This is a genomic window from Frankia sp. Cppng1_Ct_nod (assembly GCF_920656135.1).
GTDB lineage: Bacteria > Actinomycetota > Actinomycetes > Frankiales > Frankiaceae > Protofrankia > Protofrankia meridionalis.
Genome location: NZ_CAKKTK010000041.1, coordinates 19,606 through 39,117, shown reverse-complemented (window position 1 = coordinate 39,117; position 19,512 = coordinate 19,606). Strand labels below are relative to the sequence as shown.

General features: G+C 69.6%; 20 protein-coding genes. 3 read left to right on the top strand and 17 right to left on the bottom strand.

Features of this window, described 5'->3' with window-relative positions; genetic code table 11:
- The 6 genes from rpsP to NBW77_RS13310 form a co-directional block, all read right to left on the bottom strand.
- The coding region (gene rpsP / locus NBW77_RS13335; protein ID WP_250279797.1) for a 30S ribosomal protein S16 at positions 1-337 on the bottom strand (337 nt) is incomplete at its 3' end.
- Positions 338-555: 218 nt separating this feature from the next.
- Positions 556-2,133, bottom strand: coding sequence for a signal recognition particle protein (gene ffh, locus NBW77_RS13330; RefSeq protein WP_131747970.1), 1,578 nt, complete (start codon positions 2,131-2,133; stop codon positions 556-558).
- Positions 2,134-2,526: 393 nt separating this feature from the next.
- A complete protein-coding gene (gene ftsY, locus NBW77_RS13325; protein ID WP_131747974.1) occupies positions 2,527-3,792 on the bottom strand; it encodes a signal recognition particle-docking protein FtsY in 1,266 nt (421 codons plus the stop codon).
- Between the two features lie 33 nt (positions 3,793-3,825).
- Positions 3,826-7,587: an SMC hinge domain-related protein gene (locus tag NBW77_RS13320; protein ID WP_250279796.1), complete on the bottom strand. Its 3,762-nt coding sequence runs from the start codon at positions 7,585-7,587 to the stop codon at positions 3,826-3,828.
- A 355-nt stretch (positions 7,588-7,942) separates the two neighbouring features.
- Positions 7,943-8,137 (bottom strand): hypothetical protein, encoded by a 195-nt coding sequence (locus NBW77_RS13315; RefSeq protein WP_131747976.1) that lies wholly within the window; start codon positions 8,135-8,137, stop codon positions 7,943-7,945.
- A gap of 335 nt (positions 8,138-8,472) precedes the next feature.
- Positions 8,473-8,808: an acylphosphatase gene (locus NBW77_RS13310; RefSeq protein ID WP_131748131.1), complete on the bottom strand. Its 336-nt coding sequence runs from the start codon at positions 8,806-8,808 to the stop codon at positions 8,473-8,475.
- A 64-nt stretch (positions 8,809-8,872) separates the two neighbouring features.
- Between NBW77_RS13310 and NBW77_RS13305 the strand changes: the two genes are divergently transcribed.
- Positions 8,873-9,145 carry a hypothetical protein gene (locus NBW77_RS13305; RefSeq protein ID WP_250279794.1) on the top strand — a complete coding sequence of 91 codons (273 nt, stop codon included), beginning with the start codon at positions 8,873-8,875 and terminating at the stop codon, positions 9,143-9,145.
- 1 nt (position 9,146) lies between these two features.
- Here NBW77_RS13305 and NBW77_RS13300 read toward each other — a convergent pair whose 3' ends face one another.
- The 10 genes from NBW77_RS13300 to recG all read right to left on the bottom strand — a co-directional run bounded on the left by NBW77_RS13300 (position 9,147) and on the right by recG (position 17,450).
- On the bottom strand, positions 9,147-9,884 hold the full coding sequence (locus NBW77_RS13300) for a DUF2786 domain-containing protein (protein WP_131747978.1): 738 nt from the start codon (positions 9,882-9,884) through the stop codon (positions 9,147-9,149).
- Positions 9,885-9,887: 3 nt separating this feature from the next.
- Positions 9,888-10,742, bottom strand: a complete 855-nt coding sequence (gene mutM / locus NBW77_RS13295; protein ID WP_250279793.1) for a bifunctional DNA-formamidopyrimidine glycosylase/DNA-(apurinic or apyrimidinic site) lyase — start codon at positions 10,740-10,742, stop codon at positions 9,888-9,890.
- A gap of 23 nt (positions 10,743-10,765) precedes the next feature.
- Complete coding sequence (gene rnc, locus NBW77_RS13290) at positions 10,766-11,665, bottom strand: ribonuclease III (protein WP_131747980.1); 900 nt, start codon at positions 11,663-11,665, stop codon at positions 10,766-10,768.
- On the bottom strand, positions 11,662-12,627 hold the full coding sequence (locus NBW77_RS13285) for a phosphate acetyl/acyltransferase (RefSeq protein WP_165486258.1): 966 nt from the start codon (positions 12,625-12,627) through the stop codon (positions 11,662-11,664). Before NBW77_RS13285 ends, rnc begins: the two co-directional genes overlap by 4 nt.
- A gap of 5 nt (positions 12,628-12,632) precedes the next feature.
- A complete protein-coding gene (gene rpmF / locus NBW77_RS13280; RefSeq protein ID WP_131748137.1) occupies positions 12,633-12,803 on the bottom strand; it encodes a 50S ribosomal protein L32 in 171 nt (56 codons plus the stop codon).
- Entirely contained in the window at positions 12,803-13,366 is a 564-nt protein-coding gene (locus NBW77_RS13275) for a YceD family protein (RefSeq protein ID WP_131747984.1), read from the bottom strand. Before NBW77_RS13275 ends, rpmF begins: the two co-directional genes overlap by 1 nt.
- Before the next feature lie 110 nt (positions 13,367-13,476).
- Positions 13,477-14,034: a hypothetical protein gene (locus NBW77_RS13270; protein ID WP_131747986.1), complete on the bottom strand. Its 558-nt coding sequence runs from the start codon at positions 14,032-14,034 to the stop codon at positions 13,477-13,479.
- Positions 14,035-14,105: 71 nt separating this feature from the next.
- The gene (gene coaD / locus NBW77_RS13265) at positions 14,106-14,582 is read right to left on the bottom strand and encodes a pantetheine-phosphate adenylyltransferase (RefSeq protein ID WP_131747988.1); all 477 of its coding nucleotides are present in this window, start codon (positions 14,580-14,582) and stop codon (positions 14,106-14,108) included.
- Positions 14,579-15,136: a 16S rRNA (guanine(966)-N(2))-methyltransferase RsmD gene (rsmD, locus tag NBW77_RS13260; RefSeq protein WP_131747990.1), complete on the bottom strand. Its 558-nt coding sequence runs from the start codon at positions 15,134-15,136 to the stop codon at positions 14,579-14,581. Before rsmD ends, coaD begins: the two co-directional genes overlap by 4 nt.
- Positions 15,137-15,149: 13 nt before the next feature.
- Positions 15,150-17,450: an ATP-dependent DNA helicase RecG gene (gene recG / locus NBW77_RS13255; protein WP_131748140.1), complete on the bottom strand. Its 2,301-nt coding sequence runs from the start codon at positions 17,448-17,450 to the stop codon at positions 15,150-15,152.
- Positions 17,451-17,590: 140 nt separating this feature from the next.
- Between recG and NBW77_RS13250 the strand changes: the two genes are divergently transcribed.
- Positions 17,591-18,358, top strand: a complete 768-nt coding sequence (locus tag NBW77_RS13250) for a hemerythrin domain-containing protein (RefSeq protein WP_131747992.1) — start codon at positions 17,591-17,593, stop codon at positions 18,356-18,358.
- Between the two features lie 144 nt (positions 18,359-18,502).
- Positions 18,503-18,691 carry a 50S ribosomal protein L28 gene (gene rpmB, locus NBW77_RS13245; RefSeq protein WP_131748142.1) on the top strand — a complete coding sequence of 63 codons (189 nt, stop codon included), beginning with the start codon at positions 18,503-18,505 and terminating at the stop codon, positions 18,689-18,691.
- A 21-nt stretch (positions 18,692-18,712) separates the two neighbouring features.
- On the opposite strand, the gene thiD is transcribed toward rpmB, so the two are convergent.
- On the bottom strand, positions 18,713-19,498 hold the full coding sequence (gene thiD, locus NBW77_RS13240; RefSeq protein WP_131748144.1) for a bifunctional hydroxymethylpyrimidine kinase/phosphomethylpyrimidine kinase: 786 nt from the start codon (positions 19,496-19,498) through the stop codon (positions 18,713-18,715).
- Positions 19,499-19,512 lie beyond the last annotated feature (14 nt).

The window sequence follows — 19,512 nt, the reverse complement described above, 5'->3', positions numbered from 1 at the left end:
CCGCGGCCCTGGCTGCTTCCTGGAATGCCTCGCGCTTGTCGACCTTGGGCGCGGCGACCTTCATCGGGGGCGGCGCGGGCAGGCCCTTGAACTTCTGCCAGTCACCGGTGACCTTGAGGATCGCGAGCACGGGCTCGGTCGGCTGAGCGCCCACACTGAGCCAGTACTCGGCGCGTTCGCCGTCGACCTTGATGATGCTCGGGTCGGACTTCGGGTGGTACTGACCGATCGCCTCGATGACCCGTCCGTCCCGCTTGGTGCGGGCATCCGCGACGACGATCCGGTAGTGCGGCTCACGCATCTTGCCGAGGCGCTGAAGTTTGATCTTGGTTGCCACGATTGTCGAACTGCTCCAGACGTACGTCGGTGGCCACCGGAACGCCACGGTGGGGACGCGGAGCACCGGCGGCTGGGTTTGCGGAGCGTCAGAACGGCGGAGAGGGACACCGCAACGACGCTGATGGTGAAGAACCCATGTCGTGACCATAGTTTGCCAGATCGCGGGCGCCGACGACGCCCGGGCCTGCCCGGACTTCTCGGAGCCGTCCGGAAAGGTCAGCGCCGCCCGCCGCGCCCCTGCCCGGACGGAGGGAAACCATCACCGCGCATCAGCGCGGACAGATCGGGCATGTCCGGCATACCGCCGTCACCGAGCCCACCCGGGGGCAGCCCGAGTGGGCCGCCCGTGCGCCGCGCCTCGGTCGCGGCCTTCTGCGCCTGGGTCTGCGCGGCACGGGCGGCCGGGTTGCCCTTGCGGCTCGCGCCCTTCGCCTTCTTGCTCGTCTTGCGGTTGGACGCGGCTCTGGACCGTTGCCCACCGCCGGGCAGCCCCATGCCGCCCGCCATCTGCTTCATGACCTTGCGCGCCTCGTCGAACCTGTCGAGGAGCTGGTTGACCTCGGTGACGGTCACCCCGGAGCCTCGGGCCACCCGTGCCTTGCGGGACGCCTGCAGAATGCGCGGGTCGTGCCTTTCCGCCGGTGTCATCGACCGAATGATCGCCACCACCCGGTCGACGTCCCGGTCGTCGATCTGGGAGAGCTGTTCTTTCATCTGCCCCATGCCGGGCAGCATCCCGAGCAGGTTGGCGATCGGCCCCATCTTGCGGACAGCGAGCATCTGCTCGAGGAAGTCGGAGAGGGTGAACTCCGAGGCGGCCATCTTCGCCGCCATCGCCTCGGCCTGATCGGCCTCGAACGCCTTCTCCGCCTGCTCGATGAGGGTCAGGACGTCCCCCATCCCGAGGATGCGCGACGCCATCCGCTCGGGGTGGAAGACGTCGAAGTCCTCCAGTGCCTCACCGGTGGAGGCGAACATGATCGGCCGGCCGGTCAGATGCGAGACGGAGAGCGCCGCACCGCCACGCGCATCGCCGTCGAGCTTGGTGAGCACCACCCCGCTAAAGCCCACGCCGTCGGCGAACGCCTGCGCGGTGGTGACCGCGTCCTGGCCGATCATCGCGTCGACCACGAACAGGATCTCGTCCGGAGCTGTCACGTCCCGGATGGCCGCCGCCTGGCGCATCATGTCGGCGTCCACGCCGAGGCGGCCCGCGGTGTCGACGACGACCACGTCGTGCAGGCGCCTGCGGGCGTGTTCCACGGCGTCACGGGCAACCGTGACCGGATCGCCGACGCCGTTGCCGGGTTCCGGAGCGAACACGTCCACCCCGGCACGACCGGCCACGACCTGGAGCTGGGTGACCGCGTTCGGCCGCTGCAGGTCGGCGGCAACCAGCAGAGGCGTATGCCCCTGGGCCTTCAGCCACCGGCCAAGCTTCCCGGCGAGCGTGGTCTTACCCGTACCCTGCAGGCCGGCGAGCAGGATGACCGTGGGCGGCGTCTTGGCGAACCGCAGGGTGGTCGTGCCGCCGCCGAGGATCGCGATCAGTTCCTCGTTGACGATCTTGATGACCTGCTGAGCAGGGTTCAGCGAGGCCGAGACCTCCGCGCTTCTGGCCCTCTCCCGCACGGCGATGATGAAGGCCCGGACCGCCGGAAGGGCGACATCGGCCTCCAGCAACGCCACCCGGATCTCCCGAGCGGTGGCATCGATGTCAGCCTCGGACAACCGCCCCTTGCCGCGAAGCGACGAGAAAGCCTTGTCGAGACGGCTGGACAGGGTGTCGAACACGCGCACACTCCGAGATCGCTGGCGAACCGCAACTCTCAGAGTACGCATCCGGCCGTGGAAGGCGGAGCCGGACCGTCCGATGCGGCAGGACCCCCGCCCGCCACCCGGACAGCCCGGCGAGGCGCGCCCACACGGCGATCATGACGTGAACCTGCCACGATCTCCGCCCTCCACGTCGAGGATGGCGGGGACACCTCGCCGGATGTTTCGGATCCCGATCGACGTGCCCGATCAGGACCCGAACCACACCCCGGAACTGTAGATCGCCTCGACGCCGTACGGAAGGGACCCGTCGCGACCACCAAGTAGGCCCCGCCGTGTCCGCACCCACCGTGGCCTGCGCGGACTCCGGCTGACCGCGATCGGTCCGGCTCGGCCGGCTCCCCCGGTCCTTCAGTTCGGCGGGTCCCCGAGCAGCGCGTCGACGAAGGCCTCCGGATCGAACGGCGCGAGGTCGTCGGGACCTTCGCCCAGCCCGACCAGCTTCACCGCAACGCCGAGCTCCCGCTGGACGGCGATGACGATGCCGCCCTTGGCGGTCCCGTCGAGCTTGGTCAGCACAATGCCTGTGATGTCCACCGCCCGGGTGAACACCCGGGCCTGCTCCACCGCGTTCTGGCCGGTGGTCGCGTCCAGGACGAGCAGAACCTCGTCGACCGGGCCGAGTTTCGTCACCACTCTCTTGATCTTGACGAGTTCGTCCATCAGCCCGGCCTTCGTGTGCAGGCGCCCGGCAGTGTCGATCACCACGACGTCGGCACCGGCGCTGATTCCCCGTTTCGCCGAGTCGAAGGCCACCGACGCCGGATCGCCGCCCTCGCTGCCGCGTACCGTCTGTGCTCCGACTCTGCTCCCCCAGGTCTCCAACTGGTCGGCTGCTGCAGCCCGGAAGGTGTCGGCCGCACCCAGCACGACGGTCCGCCCGTCCGCCACCAGCAGGCGGGCGATCTTCCCGCAGGTCGTCGTCTTGCCGGTGCCGTTGACCCCGACCACGAGGACGTTCGCCGGTCTGCCGTCCACGGCGACCGCCAGTGAGCGGTTGGTGCTGGTACCGATCTGGGCGAGCAGCTCGTCGCGCAGCAGCGCACGCACGTCGGCGGGACGACGCGCGCCGAGGACCTTCACCCGCACGCGCAACGACTCGACCAGTTCCTGCGTGGGTATGACCCCGACGTCCGCGACCAGCAGGGTCGCCTCGACGTCCTCCCAGACCTCCTCATCGAGGTTGTCGCGGGAGAGCAGCACCAGCAGTCCCCGGCCCAGACTGTTCTGCGACCGGGCCAGCCGCTCGCGCAGTCGGACCAGTCGGCCGGCGGCCGGGGCGGGTACCTCCAGGACCTCAGCGAGTTCCGCATCCCGCGCGAGCTGCTCGAACTCCCGGTCGAGCAGCTTGGCGTCGGCATCGGCCTCGGCCTCGATCCCGGCGGGCGGCGCGGGACTGCCGAGATGCTCCGGGAGATCGACGGTGTCGACGGTCCGCCGCGGGGTGTCCCGGGGGATCTCGGCGTCATCACCGACTCCGGGCCGGTGGTCCACCCCCGGACGCGGCCGCTCCCGGGAGGGGGTGCCACGGCCTCGGTGGCGGGTGCCCACCACAAGACCAGCCGTTGCGACAAGACCGAAAACAATGATCGCGATGACGATGAGGACGTACTCCACGCCACCGATCCTGACAGACCGAGCGGGTGGTTCTCAGGCCGAGGCGCGCTCCCGGAGACGCTGGCTGATCACCGTGGTGATGCCGTCGCCACGCATGGACACACCGTAGAGCGCGTCCGCGATCTCCATCGTGCGCTTCTGGTGTGTGATAATGATCAGCTGGGACTTCTCCCGCAGGCCCTCCAGTGCCTCCAGCAGACGGCCGAGGTTACGGTCGTCAAGAGCGGCCTCGACCTCGTCCAGCACGTAGAACGGCGACGGGCGGGCCCGGAAGATGGCCAGCAACAGCGCGATCGCGGTCAGTGAACGCTCGCCGCCTGAAAGCAACGACAGACGCTTGACCTTCTTGCCCGGCGGCCGGGCCTCCACCTCGATACCGGTCGTGAGCATGTCCTCGGGATCGGTCAGGACGAGCCGCCCCTCCCCACCCGGGAACAGGGTCGCGAAAACCGTCTCGAACTCCCGGGCGGTGTCGGCGAAGGCCGCGCGGAAAACCTCCCGGACCCGCTCGTCGACCTCGGCGACGACCAGCAGCAGGTCCCGACGGGTGTTCTTGATGTCGTCGAGCTGCGTCGACAGGAACGCCGCACGCTCCTGAAGCGCCTCGAACTCCTCCAGCGCCAGCGGATTGACCTTGCCGAGCCGGTTGAGCTGCTTCTCCGCGGTGGCCGCCCGCGCCACCTGCTCGGCCCGGTCGAACGTGACGGCCTCACCGCCGTCGGTGTCCGGCGGTACCGGCACCTGCGGACCGTACTCGGAGACCAGGTCGTCAGCGGCTATCCCGTGCTCGTCGAGCGCCTTGGTCTCCAGGGTCTCGACCCGCAGCCGCTTCTCGGCCCGGGCGAGCTCGTCGCGGTGGACGTCGTCGCGCAGCGCCGCGAGCTCCGTGGCAAGTGCCCGGACCTGCTCCCGGACAGTCGTGAGATCGGATTCGGTCCGCCGGCGAAGGGCCTCGGCGCGCCGGCGTTCGTCGTCGGCGGCGACCAACGAGTGTTCCAGAGCCGCAAGGGCGACACCGGCAGCGTCGGCCACGGCCTCGGCCACGGCCGCCTGCCGCTCCCGGACCTCCCGGCGCCGGGCCGCAGCCATCCGCGCGGCACGCTCGTTCGCGGCGGACCGTACCAACGCGTCGGCGCGGCCGGCCAGCGCCCGGGCCCGCTCCTCGCTGGTGCGCACCGCGAGCCGGGCCTCCACCTCCTCGCCGCGCACGGCCGAGGTCGCGGCGACGAGCCGGTCACGCTCTGCCGGCGACCGCTCCCCGACGTCGGGTTCAGACGATGTCGCGGCCAACGTCGTCTCCAGCTCCGTCAAGGCCCCGTAGGCCTGATCCCGGACGGTTTCGGCCTGCATCCGAGCCCGCTCCAGGCGTTCGATCTCCGCGGCTCCGGCCCGGTTCGCCCGTTCCAGCTGGGACAGTTGCTCGGACAACGCGCGGTGACGGGCATCGGCGCCGTGCAGCGCCGCAGCCGCGTCGTCGATCCCACCCCGGGACCGGTTCACCGCCTCGTGCGCGGCGACGATCGCCCCCCGGGCACGGTCACCGCGGCCGACCGCCTCGATCATCTGCGTCTCCGCCTCGTCCGCGGCGGCCTGCAGCTCCAACAGGGACGGCGCCCGCGCGCTGCCGCCGGTGGCAAGTGCCGGGCCGATGACGTCGCCGGCCCGGGTGACCGCCCGGATGTCGGGGTGCGCCCGGACGAGGTCGACCGCGGCGGCAAGATCCGCGACGACCACGGTGGCCGCCAGCAGGTGGGCGACACCCTCCGCGTAACGCGGGTCGGTGACCCGTACGAGGTCACGGGCGGGTACGCCGCCGCGCAGGGCCTCGGGCGGCAGGGCCGCGGCCGGGTCGGTGGCGAGACCGTCCCCGGGTCGCCCGGCGACGACCAGGGCCGCGCGTCCCGCGTCGACCGCCCGCAGCCATTCAAAGGCGGCACCGACATCCTCGGCGGCACCGACTGCGACAGCGTCCGCGGCCGGGCCGAGCACGGCTGCCACGGCGGCCTCCGCGCCGTGCTCGACGGACAGCGAAGCGGCCAGGCGCCCGAGGACGCCCGTGGGCAGCCGAGCGGCATCCACCGCCACCGCCACCACAGGCAGCGCCGGCAGCGCCGGCAGCGCCGGCCCGACGGCACCATCGTTGCCCCGCCGAGCAGCCTTCCCCTTCCCCTTGCGCATCCCGTGACCGGCTCCGTCGCCGACGCCCGCGCCCTTCACCGCAGCCTCACCCGCGCCCGGGTCCGCGCCCGGGTCGTTCATCCACGTACCGGCGGCGGCGTCCAACAGCGCCGCGGCGCCGTCCTTCGGCGTGAGCGAGAGGGTCAGCGCCTCCCTGCGGGCCTGCCAGGACGCCCGGTCACGGTCCGCGGAGCTCTCCTCGGACCGCAGGTTCTCCAACCTCTCGGAGGCGGCGGCGTGGACCGCGACCGCTTCGGCATGCCGGGACGTCAGCTCACTGCGGGTGGTCTCCATCCGGGCGAGTTCCGACTCGAGCGTGACCCGCTGGTCGCTGGTCTCCCCGCCGCGCATCCGAGCGGAGTCCACCGCCTCGGAAATCCGGACGATCTCGGCTTCGGAGCTGGTGGCCCGCGACCGGGCGGCCTCCACCCTCCCGGCCAGCCGCGCGAGGTTCTCCCGGCGGCTCGACGCCTCGCGGGCGGCTGCGACCAGCGCCTTTTCCTCACCGGCCAGCGCGGCTTCGAGTTCCGCCCGGCGGGCGACGACCTCGGCGAGGCCGTCCCGGTCGGTGTCCAGCCGTACGACCAGAGCGCTCTCCTGCTCTCGGACGGCGGCGGCCTCCTGCTCCAGCTGATCGGGATCACGACCGCTGCGCTGCTCGTCGCCGCCGGCCCGCAGCAGCCGGACCCGCTCCGCGGCCAATGACCGGGTACCGCGGACGCGCTCCCGCAGGGATGCCAGGGCATGCCAGACTTCGCCCGCGGCCGCCTCGCGCGGAGTTACGGCGGCCAGCTCCGCCTCCAATGTCTGCTCGCGTTGCTGACCGTCGGCATGGGCACGTCCGGCCGTGGCGAGTCTGACTCGCAGCACCTCCTCGTCCCGGACGTCGGAAGCGATATCGCCACGAGCTGTGACGATCTCGTCGGCGAGCAGGCGCAACCGGGAGTCTCGCAGCGCCGCCTGGATGACACCGGCCTTGCGGGCGATCTCCGCCTGTCGGCCCAGCGGACCCAGCTGGCGGCGCAGCTCCGCGGACAGGTCGGTGAGGCGGGTGAGATTGGCCGCCATGGCCTCGAGCTTGCGCAGCGCCTTTTCTTTGCGCTTACGGTGTTTGAGAACACCGGCCGCCTCCTCGACAAAGGCGCGGCGGTCCTCCGGGCGGGCGTGCAGGACCGCGTCCAGCTGCCCCTGGCCGACGATGACATGAAGCTCACGGCCGATTCCGGAGTCACTCATGAGCTCCTGGATGTCGAGCAGCCGACATGAACTGCCGTTGATCGTGTATTCGCTTTCGCCGCTGCGGAACATCAGACGGCCGACGGTCACCTCGCTGTAGTCGATCGGCAGAGCGCCGTCGGTGTTGTCGATGGTGAGCAGGACCTCCGCGCGGCCCAAGGGCGGGCGCGACGGGGTGCCCGCGAATATGACGTCGGACATGGTGCCGCCACGCAGGGCCTTCGCCCCCTGCTCGCCGAGCACCCACGCCATGGCGTCGACGACGTTGCTCTTACCAGAGCCGTTCGGCCCGACCACACAGGTGATGCCGGGCTCCAGGTGCAGAGTCGTCGAACTCGCGAACGACTTGAATCCCCGAAGGGTGAGGCTCTTGAGGTGCACCGGTCTCCGGAGCTGTCGGAGGGGACGCGGGCGCGGTACCCGGATGTAGGGCACCACCAGCAACCGGGGACGGTGGTACGCGCACGGACCCGCCCAGCCACTGTGCCCGAGAGGACAACTGCGGACCAACAATACTGCCGCAGCGGTCCCGGGACCGACCCGGCCCTTCAGAGCGTTCGACACAACAGGCAGCACAGCTGCGATTTGATCACCGACAGAGACTGTCGAGATTCAGGCCGTTACAGACACACCAAGGATGCGTCCATAGCGGATTTGACGAATCCGGTCAGCAGCACTAAGGGACGTTCCCCACAAGGAGAAACGTCCCTTAGCTCCCGCCTCGGATCCGGGAGGATCAGGTCAGCGCGGGCTCCGCTTCGAACGCCCGAAGTTCATCCGAGACATCAACGCCTTCAAGAGCATCATTAAGAGCACGCGTACGCGCGAGCTCATCTTCCAGTTCTGCTACACGCGCACGAAGTCGGCGTACCTCATACGACAAACGGAGATCGTTGCCGGAGCCGACGTGGCCGAAAAGGGCCTTCGCCATGATAATGGTCCTCCACGATGAGTGACCGAGCGGGTGCGAGACGCGCTATGATCTGGCCGACAAGATCGCCACAGATCACACTACGCGCCAGACAATGAATCGAGGATCGCACGTCACGTGGCCGAAAGTCAAGACGATGCCATACCGGCGCGGTCGGCGATGGCGCTTTGTCGAGATGAGGACACCTCGTCGCCGTCCGGTTGCCCGCCGGAAGCAACCCGTGGTTCGAACAGAGGTTGGACGAATGCACGACACCGTGGATGGTCCGAGTTCCCGGCACATATGACCCGAGTCCGCGGCACATGAGGTTGCCTGACGCTCCCGGCTCCGGGCCACTACCTCCGGACGAATCCGGTCAGGTCACCCCGCGGCGGCGACCAGGAAAAGGTCACCTCGGCCGTCCGGCCGGGTGTGTGCCCGACCTGGAGCATCTCCAGCAGGGTCCGACACGCCGCCGTCGGACCCTCGACGACCACCACGACACGCCCGTCCGTGAGGTTCGTCGCAGAACCCACCAGGCCGAGCCTGCGTCCTCGCGATCGGACATATGCACGGAAGCCAACACCCTGAACCGATCCCGACACCCATGCCGTCAGGCGGGCATGCGGTCCGGATCCGGCGGACGGATTATGATCATCCTGACCGGCCGGCCTGGCGGGAACGTCGCGCATGGGCACGGTAGGGTACCGGTTCATTGTGGACACCACACATTCCCTCCGCACCCGGCGGTCCCAGATGCGCACACTCCGCGGCCGGCGCGCCGTGATGATGATGGTTGGCACCGTCGCCGTCCCGGCTGCACTCCTCCTCGGCGGTTGCGGCCAGAACTTCCATCAGGACGGCGGCGTCCTGCCCGTACCTCACGCCAGCACCGAGGGTCTGCGCGTGGCGACCCCCGAACCGGCACCGGCCGCCCCAGCCACTGTCATCCCACCGGGCTATGCCCCGCCGCGAACGTCCGGTCCTACTCAGACCGCGGTTCCAAACATTCCCGGCGGCAAGGTCTGAGTCACAGTTCCCGGTGACGGGGCTGACGTGCGACCCGGTTACCCGTCCCGATATCCGCCCGTTGGCCCGCCTGGAAGCCGGCCGGCGCCCCCGACCCGGACAGCTGACGGGAGCGCATCGGGCGTAACCGCGGATAGGTGTCCGCGACGTGCTGCTCCACGCGGGCCATCCGGTCAGCGAGCACCAGCGCGACCGAATGCGTCGGCCCGCCCGCATCCGCGCGCTCACGGCTGTCCCGAGCCAGCGTCTCGGCCCGGGTCAGCCGAAACTGCACCGCGGCGGCGAACCCGGCCATCCAGGACCGCCGGAACGCCCGAGGGTCCTGCGAGCGCGGCACCTCGACCAGCGCGAGGGCGTGAGCCTGCTGGACCAGCAGGGACGTGTAGAGCAGCTGGGTCCGCTCCAGGTCGGCGGCCATCCCGAACAGGTGAGCCGCATGCGCGGTCGCCCCTGGCAGCAGTTGCGTACGGTGTACCAGCCGGCAGCCGAGCGGTCCGGCGATGCTTCCCAACAGCATGATCTTGTCTCGGGCATAGGGACGGTCGATGTCCAGGACGACGTCCCCGGCAACCGCCCTGGTCGGTGCGGCTTCCTCGAGCAGAGCACGATCGATGCCGTACTGGGCGATCAGGTCGGCGGCCTTGTCGTTGTACGACTCACGGGCCTGCTCGGTCAGCCCCTCCGCCTCGGCCATCGCAAGCAGCTTGCGGATCTTTCCGAGCGCCGTGTCCGGATCCATGGGTTACGAGTGGGCCCTTCTCGGGCGTGGTTGACAGCGCGGGCAGGTGAAGCTCGACCGGTTCATGAAGGCGTCCCGACGGATCGGCGTCCCGCATCGCGAGCATGGCCGGCCGGCCCGGCCGTACACCTCCAGAGAACGGTCGAACAGGCCGCTTTCGCCGTTGACCGACACGTAGAGCGCGTCGAAGGATGTCCCACCCGCGCGCAGCGCCTCGGTCAGCACCCCGCGCGCCGCCTCCAGCAGACGGCCGAGTTCGCCACGGGTCAGCGTCTCGGTCGGGCGTGCGTAGTGCAACCTCGCCCGCCACAGGGATTCGTCCGCATAGATGTTGCCGATGCCGCTGACAAGACTCTGGTCGAGTAACGCGCGTTTGATTCCGGTCCGGCGACGGCGAACTGCCGCGACAAAGTCCCCGTCGGAGAACTCCGGGTCGACGATGTCCCGCGCGATGTGCGCGATCGGTTCCGGCACGCCGCAGGCTGCCTTGACGACCGCAAGAGCGCCGAATGTCCGCTGGTCGACGAACCTGAGCTCCCGCCCGGCGTCGGAAAATGTGAAACGGACCCGTAGGTGCGTCTCGGCGGGCTTGTCCGCGGCGACCACCAGAAGCTGACCGCTCATCCCGAGGTGGCCCAGCAACACCGCACCGCCGTCCAGGTCCAGCCACAGGTACTTGCCCCGGCGGGACGCGGCGACGATCGTCTGACCCACGAGCACCGCCGCGAAGTCGGCGGCACCGCCGGCATGCCGGCGGACCGCCCGTGGATGACCGACCGCCACCGTTGCGATCGTCCGGCCCACCAGTGCCCGCTCAAGGCCCAGCCGGACGACCTCGACCTCGGGAAGCTCGGGCATGGGAAACGAGAACGCTTACCAGATCAGCCGTTGCCCGTGCTCACGGTCGCCTCGGAGCGACCGCCGACCGGCGCACCGTCCTCCACTGCCGCGGGGGACGTCACGGACTCTGCCGACCCGACCATCTGCGGGTCCAGGTCCTGCGGGTCCAGGTCCTGCGGGTCCAGGTCCTGCGGGTCCAGGTCCTGCGGGTCCAGGTCCTGCGGGTCCAGGGCGCGGGCCTCCAGCGTCTCGAAGGCGGCCGCGGCGGCACGCTGCTCGGCCTCCTTCTTGCTGCCCCCCTCGCCGTGACCGAGCACCTCACCGGCTACCACCGCACGAGCGGTGAACCGCTTGGCGTGATCCGGCCCGAACTCGTCCACCGCGTACTCGGGCGGCCCCAGCAGCAGCAGAGCCGTCCGTTCCTGCAGGGAGGTCTTCCAGTCCAGCCCGGCACCCCGGCCGGCGGCCACGTCCAGCAGCGGATCGAACAACCGGTGGACGAACCGCGAGGCGGTCTCCAACCCCGCCGACAGGTACACCGCGCCGATCAGCGCCTCAAGTGTGTCCGCGAGAATGCTGGCCTTGTCCCGCCCACCCGTGGTCTCCTCGCCGCGGCCGAGCAGCAGATACGGCCCGATGCCTTCCTCCCCCAGACCCCGGGCGACCTCGGCGAGAGCCCGCATGTTGACCACGGAGGCGCGTTGCTTCGCGAGCTGGCCTTCGGGAAGGTCGGGGTGGCGACGAAACAGGGCGTCGGTCACGACCAGGCCGAGCACCGAGTCCCCCAGGAACTCCAGCCGCTCGTTGGTCGGCAGGCCACCCTGCTCATAGGCGTAGGAGCGGTGAGTGAGGGCCCGTTCAAGAAGGTCGACGTCGACCGGCACATCCAGTACGGCCAACAGACCGTCCCTGGGCGCCGGTGCCGGCAGGCCGCGGGTCATACCGACAACCCGGCCCGGACCCGGCGGTGGGCGACGATGCCGCCGAAGACCGCGCGCTGCCGGGGCATCCAACCGACCCGCTGCGCGGCGCACGCATCGGCTATCGCCCTCGCGACCGCCCCGCCGCTCACGACGGGCCTACCACCCACGACGACCACGATCCCGTCGACGCCAACCACGAATGCTCCCTCCCGCAGGTACCAACCCGACGACGTCCACGGCGACTCGGCAACGGCCGGTGCCACCGCCCGCAGGCACGACACCAGGACGGCCCCCGTGAAACCGTCGCTGACCACGACGTCCGCTTCCCCGCCTGCCACGACCGTGGCGGCATCGACGGCGCCGATGAAATCAAGACCCAACTCGGTGATCAGATCCCCGACGCCACGGCGAAGCCCGTCCCAGCGCCCCGGTCCCGCTGACAGCAGTCCGATCCGGGGACGGGCAACCCGCAGGCAGATTGTCGCGTAGTTGGATCCGATGACCGCGCACTGGGCAAGATGGTCGGCGTTCGCGTCGACGGCCGCACCCGCATCCAGCAGAACCGTCGGTCCACGGGAGGACCCGAGCACCACGGCCAGAGCCGGCCGGGTCGCCCCCGGGAGCGGCCCGAGGGCGAACGAGGATGCCGCCACAACCGCCTCGGACGGACCCGCGGAGACCATCGCGTCCACGGCACCGTCCCTGACCAGCCGGGCCGCGACCCGAACGGTCGCGTCCCGTCTCGACCGCACCTCCCGCGCCGCATCCTCGCCAGGGCCGACCACCTGGGACGCGGCGACCACCCGCAGCCGGTCACCGAAGTCCGGACCGCGTTCGGCCAGGAGGCGTTCAGTGATTCGGGGCGGACCGACCACGCTCACTTCCAGCGCCTGATCGGCGCCGAGCGCGTCAACAACACCGTCGACTACCGCCCCGGGTTCGCCGTCACCACCGAGCAGGTCGACCGCGACGCGTGTCACACCACTCAGACGTCGATGATCTGTCGATCGTTGTAACGACCGCAGGTCGGGCAGGCCGTGTGAGGCCGGGTCACGTGACCACGGGGGCACTTGGAAAGGGCGGGAACACTCGCTTTCCACTGCGCCCGCCGGGAACGGGTGTTGCTACGCGATGTCCGACGCTTCGGGACGGCCACTAGTCCTTCTCCTTGTTCTCGATCAGTGATGGCAGTGCGGCCCACCTGGGGTCGACCTGCGCGTGGGTGTGGTCGGGGCCAAGCTCGTCCAGCCGCGCGCCGCAGTCCGCACACAGGCCGGCGCAGTCCGGCCGGCAGCAGGGGGACAGCGGCAGACCGAGTACCAGCGCGTCACGCAACGCCGGTTCCAGGTCGAGATGGTCCCCCACGACCTGGAGGGAGTCGTCGTCAGGGTCGTCGAATGCCCGGTCCTGGTAGTAGAACAGCTCCCGGATCTCGACCGTCGTCTCGTCCTCGAAGGAGTCGAGGCAGCGCGAGCACTCACCCTCGAGCGGCGTGGACACCGTGCCGCTCACCAGCACGCCTTCCATCACCGCCTCCAACCGCAGGTCCAGTTCGATCGGCACGCCGGACGGAACATGGATCATCGGGGTTCCCAGCTCCGCCGGCGCGAGCAGCTGCGTCACGACACGTTTCATCGAGCCCGCTCGGCGGCCCAGCTCGCGAATGTCGAGCACGAGGGGGCCACGGGGGCCACGGCGACGGTAAGACGGCGCGGTCATGGGTGGGATGTCTGTCGCTGCCACGGAAATACTGGATTCACAACTCTCGAGTGTCACACACGGTCATACAGATGGTTGGAGTACGGGTTTACACCGCACCGACCATCAGCCTATCCGATCGTCTCGGTGGGCTCCGACACCGAGACGACGTCAGGGGTGGCCGGCGGCGGAGGCACATCGGCCAGCGGTACCGGGACCGCCGCTTCGCCGTCCGCACCGTCCACGGGGACGTCCGGTCGCGCGGCGGTCCCCGCGGTCGGGGAGGCGAGCCATGCCCGGCCACGCTCGACCGACGTGAGCGTGCGGGACAGGACCACCTCGAAAGCCGCGAGTTTCCGGTCGACGTAGATGTCGATCTCCGATCGTGCGGCCCGAGATGCCTCCCGGGCCGCGGCCGCGATCCGTTCGGCCTCGGACTCGGCCTGTTTCACGATGTCGGCACCGGCCACGGCCCTGTCCCGCTCGTAACATGCCGCGCCGAGGATGACGTCGCGTTCGGCAAGTACCCGCCGAGCCCGGGCGATCTCCCTGGGTAGTTGCGCGCGCAGATCCTCCAGCGCCTCCAGCAGTTCGAGCCGGTTCAGGACACAGGACGCCGACAGTGGCATCGCCCGCGCGTCGAGGACCGTCTCGATGATCGACTCGAGAGTTCGGTGGACATCCGCCATGACCGGCAGGCTATGCCGGTACGCCCAGTTTTACTGGGAGTGACACCCGCAGGTCACGGTCTGAACAGGCCCTACCGGATGAGGCGCTCCCGCAGCTGCTTGAGGACGATGTCGGGCACCAGACCGGAGACGTCACCGCCGTAGGTCGCGACCTCCTTGACCAGACTGGACGACAGGAAGGCGTACTGCGGATTCGTGCTCATGAACAGGGTTTCGACACCCGCGAGCGAGTGGTTCATCTGCGCCATCTGCAGTTCGTAGTCGAAGTCGCTGACCGCGCGCAGGCCCTTGACGATCGCCTGGATACCGCGGGCCCGGCAGAAGTCGACAAGCAGACCGTGAGAGGACTCGACCACCACGTTGGGATGATCGCGGACAACCTCCCGGATCAGTTCGATCCGTTCGTCCACAGTGAAGACATTCGCCTTGTTCTTGTTGATGAGCACGGCCACGACAACCTCGTCGAAGAGCCGGCTGGCGCGAACGATGATATCCAGATGACCGTTGGTGACCGGGTCGAAGGATCCGGGACAGACAGCCTTTCTCATGATCCCGAACCGTACCAGAGGGCACCTTCACCGTACGTCCGATTACGTATAGTGATCAACCCCTCCGGCCACGAAGGCGGCCCACTTCGGTATGACCGTTCCACGACACAAACACCTTCCGGACGCAGCCAGGAACGAGATACCAGTCCGGTCAACACCTCGGTCAGCGAAGCGTTGGTAAGCGAATACGGAGGGTCCAGAAACACCACATCGAAGTAATGCCCGGGTGTGGTTTCCACCACACGTTGCACGGACCGGGTGAGGATCTCCGTGCCGGTCAGGCCGAGGGCCTCGGCGTTTCCGCGCAGTGTCCGGACCACCACCGGCGACTGATCGACGAACAGGACGTGGGACGCCCCACGCGACAACGCCTCGAAACCGACCGCGCCACTGCCCGCGTAGAGATCGGCGAACCGGGCACCGCGCAGTTCAACGAACGAGGCGAGCGTGTTGAACAGGCCCTCCCGCGCCCGGTCCGATGTGGGGCGGGTCCGATCCCCGGGCGGGACCCGAATGCGCCGGCCCCGCGCGACGCCACCGATGATCCTGGTCATCCACTGCTCCTGATCAGCCCTTTTCCAGATACGCGGCCCTGGTTTCGTCGAGCGTGACCGCAAGCGCCCGGGCCAGGGCCGGCTGTGTCGACAACCGCGGGTCGACCGAGACAAGGGCCGTTGCCTCGTCCCGTGCACAGCGGATCAGCTCCTCGTCCTTGAGTAGCTCCAGCAGGCGCAGGGACCGCCGGCCGCCGGACTGGGCCGCGCCGAGCACATCGCCCTCGCGCCGTTGCGCGAGGTCCAACCGTGCGAGCTCGGCACCGTCCGAGGTGGCCGCCACCGCGGCGAGACGCTCCCACGCGGGCGTTGCGTGCTCGGCGTCGGTGTGCAGCAGGCACCACCCTGGCGCGCTGCCCCGACCGACCCTGCCCCGCAGCTGGTGCAGCTGGGAGACGCCGAAACGGTCGGCATCCGCCACGACCATCACGGTCGCGTTCGGGACGTTGACCCCGACCTCGATCACCGTGGTGGCCACGAGAACGTCGAGATCCCCCGCGGCGAACCTGGTCATGATCTGGTCCTTGTCGTCCGGGTGCAGCCGACCGTGCAGCGCCTCGACCCGTAGGCCCTCGAGTTCGGTGTCGCGCAGCCGGGGCAGCACGTCGAGGACGGCGGCGCCCGGCGGCATCCCCGGCCGACGGCCGGTCGGACCTACGTCGTTCGGACCCACGCCGGTCGGCGCCGCGTCGTTCGGACCCACGCCGTCCGGACCCGCGCAGGCAGTGTCGGAGTCCTCCGTGGCTGCGTCCCCACCGATCCGCGGGCAGACGACGTAGGCCTGGTGGCCCTTGGCAACCTCGTCCCGGATACGGCCCCACATCCGATCGGTCCAGGTCTCGTTCGCCGCGGGCACCACAAACGTGGAGATCGGGGAGCGGCCGGCGGGCAGTTCGGTCAGCGTGGACACCTCAAGATCACCGAAGACGGTCATCGCGACCGTCCGCGGGATCGGCGTGGCCGTCATCACCAACAGGTGCGGCGGATGATCGGACCGGGACCGCAGCGCGTCCCGCTGTTCCACTCCGAAACGGTGCTGCTCGTCGACGACCACCAAAGCAAGATCGCGAAATGCCACCGACTCCTCCAGCAGCGCGTGCGTGCCCACGACCAGACCCGCGCTGCCGTCCGCCGCGGAGGCAAGCGCCTCACGCCGCGCCTTCGCCCCGAGGGAACCCGTCACCAGTACGACCCTGGTGGCTTCAGGGCTCGCGTCCAGCTCCCCGGCCCGGCCCAGCGGACCGAGCAGGTCACGCAGGCTACGCAGATGCTGGGCCGCCAGCGTCTCAGTGGGCGCCAGCAGCACCGCCTGGCCACCGGCGTCCACCGCCGCGAGCATCGCCCGCAACGCCACCACCGTCTTGCCGGAACCGACCTCGCCCTGAAGCAGCCGGTGCATCGGGAACGGTCGGGCGATCTCGGCCGCGATCGTCTCACCGACCGCGTGCTGCCCCGCGGTGAGCGGAAAAGGCAGGGTCCCGTCGAATGCGGCCAGCAGGCCGTCCGGCTTCGGGTGCCGCGGCGTCGCCCTGATCTTCTCGACATCCGCCCGGCGCTGCGCGAGCGCGACCTGTAGGACGAGCGCCTCGTCCCACTTCAGCCGCGCGCGACCGCGGGTGACGTCGGCCCACGAGGACGGCTGGTGGACGAGCCGGTAGGCCTCCAGCAGGCTCACCAGCCGGTGGCGGCTTCGGATGTCGGGTGGCAGCGGGTCCTCGACGTCGGTCAGCACGTCGAGGACGATCCGCAGACACCTGCCGATCGTCCAACTCGCGATCTTCGCTGCCGCCGGGTAGATCGGGACAAGAGCACCGGCGAAGCTCTCCCGGCCCTCCCGGGCACCCGATGACCGGGCCGCCTCGGAAATCTCAGGAGTCCCGAAAATCTCGAAAGTCCCGGGAATCTCCTCGTCGAGGAGCGCGACCTCAGGATTGGTCAACTGCCGCCGACCGCGGAACTCCTCCACCTTGCCGGCGAACAGCGCGGTGACCCCGGGACGTAGCTCCCGCTCACGCCAGACCTGGTTGAAGAACGTCAACGCGAGGTTGTGCCGACCGTCGGTGACGGTGACGGTGAGCATGTTGCGTGCCCGACCCCGGAACTGGCGCCGCTGGGCACTGACGACCCGCGCCTGGACGGTCACGACCTCCCCTACCGTCAGGTTCCCCACATCGGTCAGCTCACCGCGTTCGTGGTAACGCCGTGGGAGATGCCCGAGCAGGTCACCGACGGTCTCCAACTCGAGGGCGTCAGCGAGCACGGTGGCGGTCTGCGCGCCCACCACGTCCCGAAGCCGTGTCGTCTGATCGACCACGGCCCTGATCCTGCCCGAAGACACCGACAGTTCGACACACGCCCGTTCGTGCCTGTCCGGAAAAACGCCGACCGACAGCCGGAAGGCACGCGCAACACCCATCATGGTCGCAACCAGTCGACGACGAAAGGCTGCTTTCCATGCCACCGACCAGTCCGGGTCCAGACCAGGAGCAGGGTTCGAGTGAGCGTCCGGAGCAGGGTCTGGACCCAGGCCCGACCGGCTTACCGTTCCCCGTCCGGCCACGTCGACCCGGCGATCCCGAACCAGACCTTGAGCTCTACCACCTCGCTCACCGGGCACTGCTCCGGGAAGCCGGTGAGCTGGCCGACCTCGGCCGCAAACTCGCCGAGGAAGGCATCCCCTACACGACAGGACAGGCCCGGACGCTCGCGGTGTTCGCCCGGGTGTTCGTCGGGGACCTCCGCCGCCACCACCGTACCGAGGACGAGATCGGCTGGCCGCTGCTGGCCGCCTCGGCGCCGGACTGCCCCGACCTGACGCCGCTGACCTGGGAGCACGCGCAGGCCGCACCGGTCATCGACGCGCTGTGGTCCGCCGTCGGGCGCCTTGTCGACGATCCGGACTCGACCTCGGCACGCGATGACCTCGCGGACAACGCCCATCGGCTCAGCCAGATGCTCGAAACACACATCGCCGAGGAGGAACGGGTCGCCTTCCCCGCGATCCGCGCCCATGTGTCGGCCGAGAACTTCAACCAGTGGGACAAACTGTCCGACCGCGACCTGCCGCTGCGGGACCTGTGGGTGCTCGTTCCCTCGACCGTCCGGTCCGTGGACCCGGCGGACCTCGGCCGGATCACGGCCAAGGCACCACGGCTGTACCGCGTCGCCCTGCGGCTTTTCCGCGGGCACTACAACCGCAGGCACCGGCTGGTGTTCGGCTGAACCGGCCCACCGGGCACATCCCGCGAAACCCACCCAGGTGTCTCACAGGCCGGCGCCGAACGGTCCCGCCGCGTCCTGAGGTAGCCTCGGGGGAACTGCCGCGGACGCGGCATGATCATTACTATCTTCTGGCGGAGTGTTCTCGTGTCTTCGGTGTGTGACGTCTGCGGCAAGGGGCCGGGCTTCGGCATGTCGGTCTCCCACTCCCACCGGCGCACACCGCGGCGCTGGAACCCCAACATCCAGACCGTGCATGCGCTGATCGGCAAGACGCCGAAGCGCCTCAAGGTGTGCACCTCCTGCATCAAGGCCGGCAAGGTCACCCGGGCGTGACGGTTGGCGCTGGCGGCGGCCCTACCGCCAGCGCCAACCGTGGTCGACCGGCCCGATACCGGAGCCGAGCGGGAAGCCCGCGATCACCGCACCGGTGACGTACTCCTTGGCCGCACGCACGGCATCGGGAACCTCCATCCCACCGGCCAGGAACGCCGCGACCGCGGACGCAAGCGTGCAGCCCGTGCCATGGGTATGACGGTTGTCGTACCGCGATGCCCGGAACAGGAGCGTCTCGCGGCCGTCGGTAAGCAGGTCCACGGCGTCACCGCGCAGGTGACCCCCTTTCACCAGGACCCAGCGTGGCCCGAGGGCCAGCACGGCGCGGGCACCGTCATGCATACCGTCCTCGGTCCGCACGTCGATGCCGGTGAGCAGCTTCACCTCGTCCAGGTTCGGGGTTGCCACCGTCGCCACCGGCAGCAGCAGCGTTCGCACGGTCTCGACCGCCTCGGATGCCAGCAGCGGATCACCATGCTTCGACACCCCGACCGGGTCGACGACGACCGGAACACCGACACCGGCGAGCTCGGCCGCCACCAACGAAACGATCCGTGACGAGGAGAGCATCCCGGTTTTCACCGCGTCGACACCGATGTCGTCCACGACCGCGCGGATCTGCGCCCGGACGGCATCGGCGGGCAGTTCCCACACCCCCTGCACACCCAGCGAGTTCTGCGCGGTGACCGCGGTCAGGGCGCTCATCCCGTGGACGCCGAGAACCAGCATGGTCTTGAGGTCCGCCTGGATGCCAGCGCCCCCGCCGGAGTCGGAGCCGGCGATCGTCAGCACACGGGGCGGGGTCATGACCGCCACGCTAT

Excerpts from the sequence above, each read along its gene's own strand:
- NBW77_RS13315 (WP_131747976.1), bottom strand. The coding sequence starts at position 8,137 with ATGGCGAAGGCCCTTTTCGGCCACGTCGGCTCCGGCAACGATCTCCGT.
- NBW77_RS13310 (WP_131748131.1), bottom strand. The coding sequence starts at position 8,808 with ATGCGCGACGTTCCCGCCAGGCCGGCCGGTCAGGATGATCATAATCCG.
- NBW77_RS13305 (WP_250279794.1), top strand. The coding sequence starts at position 8,873 with ATGCGCACACTCCGCGGCCGGCGCGCCGTGATGATGATGGTTGGCACC.
- NBW77_RS13300 (WP_131747978.1), bottom strand. The coding sequence starts at position 9,884 with ATGGATCCGGACACGGCGCTCGGAAAGATCCGCAAGCTGCTTGCGATG.
- mutM (WP_250279793.1), bottom strand. The coding sequence starts at position 10,742 with ATGCCCGAGCTTCCCGAGGTCGAGGTCGTCCGGCTGGGCCTTGAGCGG.
- rnc (WP_131747980.1), bottom strand. The coding sequence starts at position 11,665 with ATGACCCGCGGCCTGCCGGCACCGGCGCCCAGGGACGGTCTGTTGGCC.
- NBW77_RS13275 (WP_131747984.1), bottom strand. The coding sequence starts at position 13,366 with ATGACCGCGCCGTCTTACCGTCGCCGTGGCCCCCGTGGCCCCCTCGTG.
- NBW77_RS13270 (WP_131747986.1), bottom strand. The coding sequence starts at position 14,034 with ATGGCGGATGTCCACCGAACTCTCGAGTCGATCATCGAGACGGTCCTC.
- coaD (WP_131747988.1), bottom strand. The coding sequence starts at position 14,582 with ATGAGAAAGGCTGTCTGTCCCGGATCCTTCGACCCGGTCACCAACGGT.
- rsmD (WP_131747990.1), bottom strand. The coding sequence starts at position 15,136 with ATGACCAGGATCATCGGTGGCGTCGCGCGGGGCCGGCGCATTCGGGTC.
- NBW77_RS13250 (WP_131747992.1), top strand. The coding sequence starts at position 17,591 with ATGCCACCGACCAGTCCGGGTCCAGACCAGGAGCAGGGTTCGAGTGAG.
- thiD (WP_131748144.1), bottom strand. The coding sequence starts at position 19,498 with ATGACCCCGCCCCGTGTGCTGACGATCGCCGGCTCCGACTCCGGCGGG.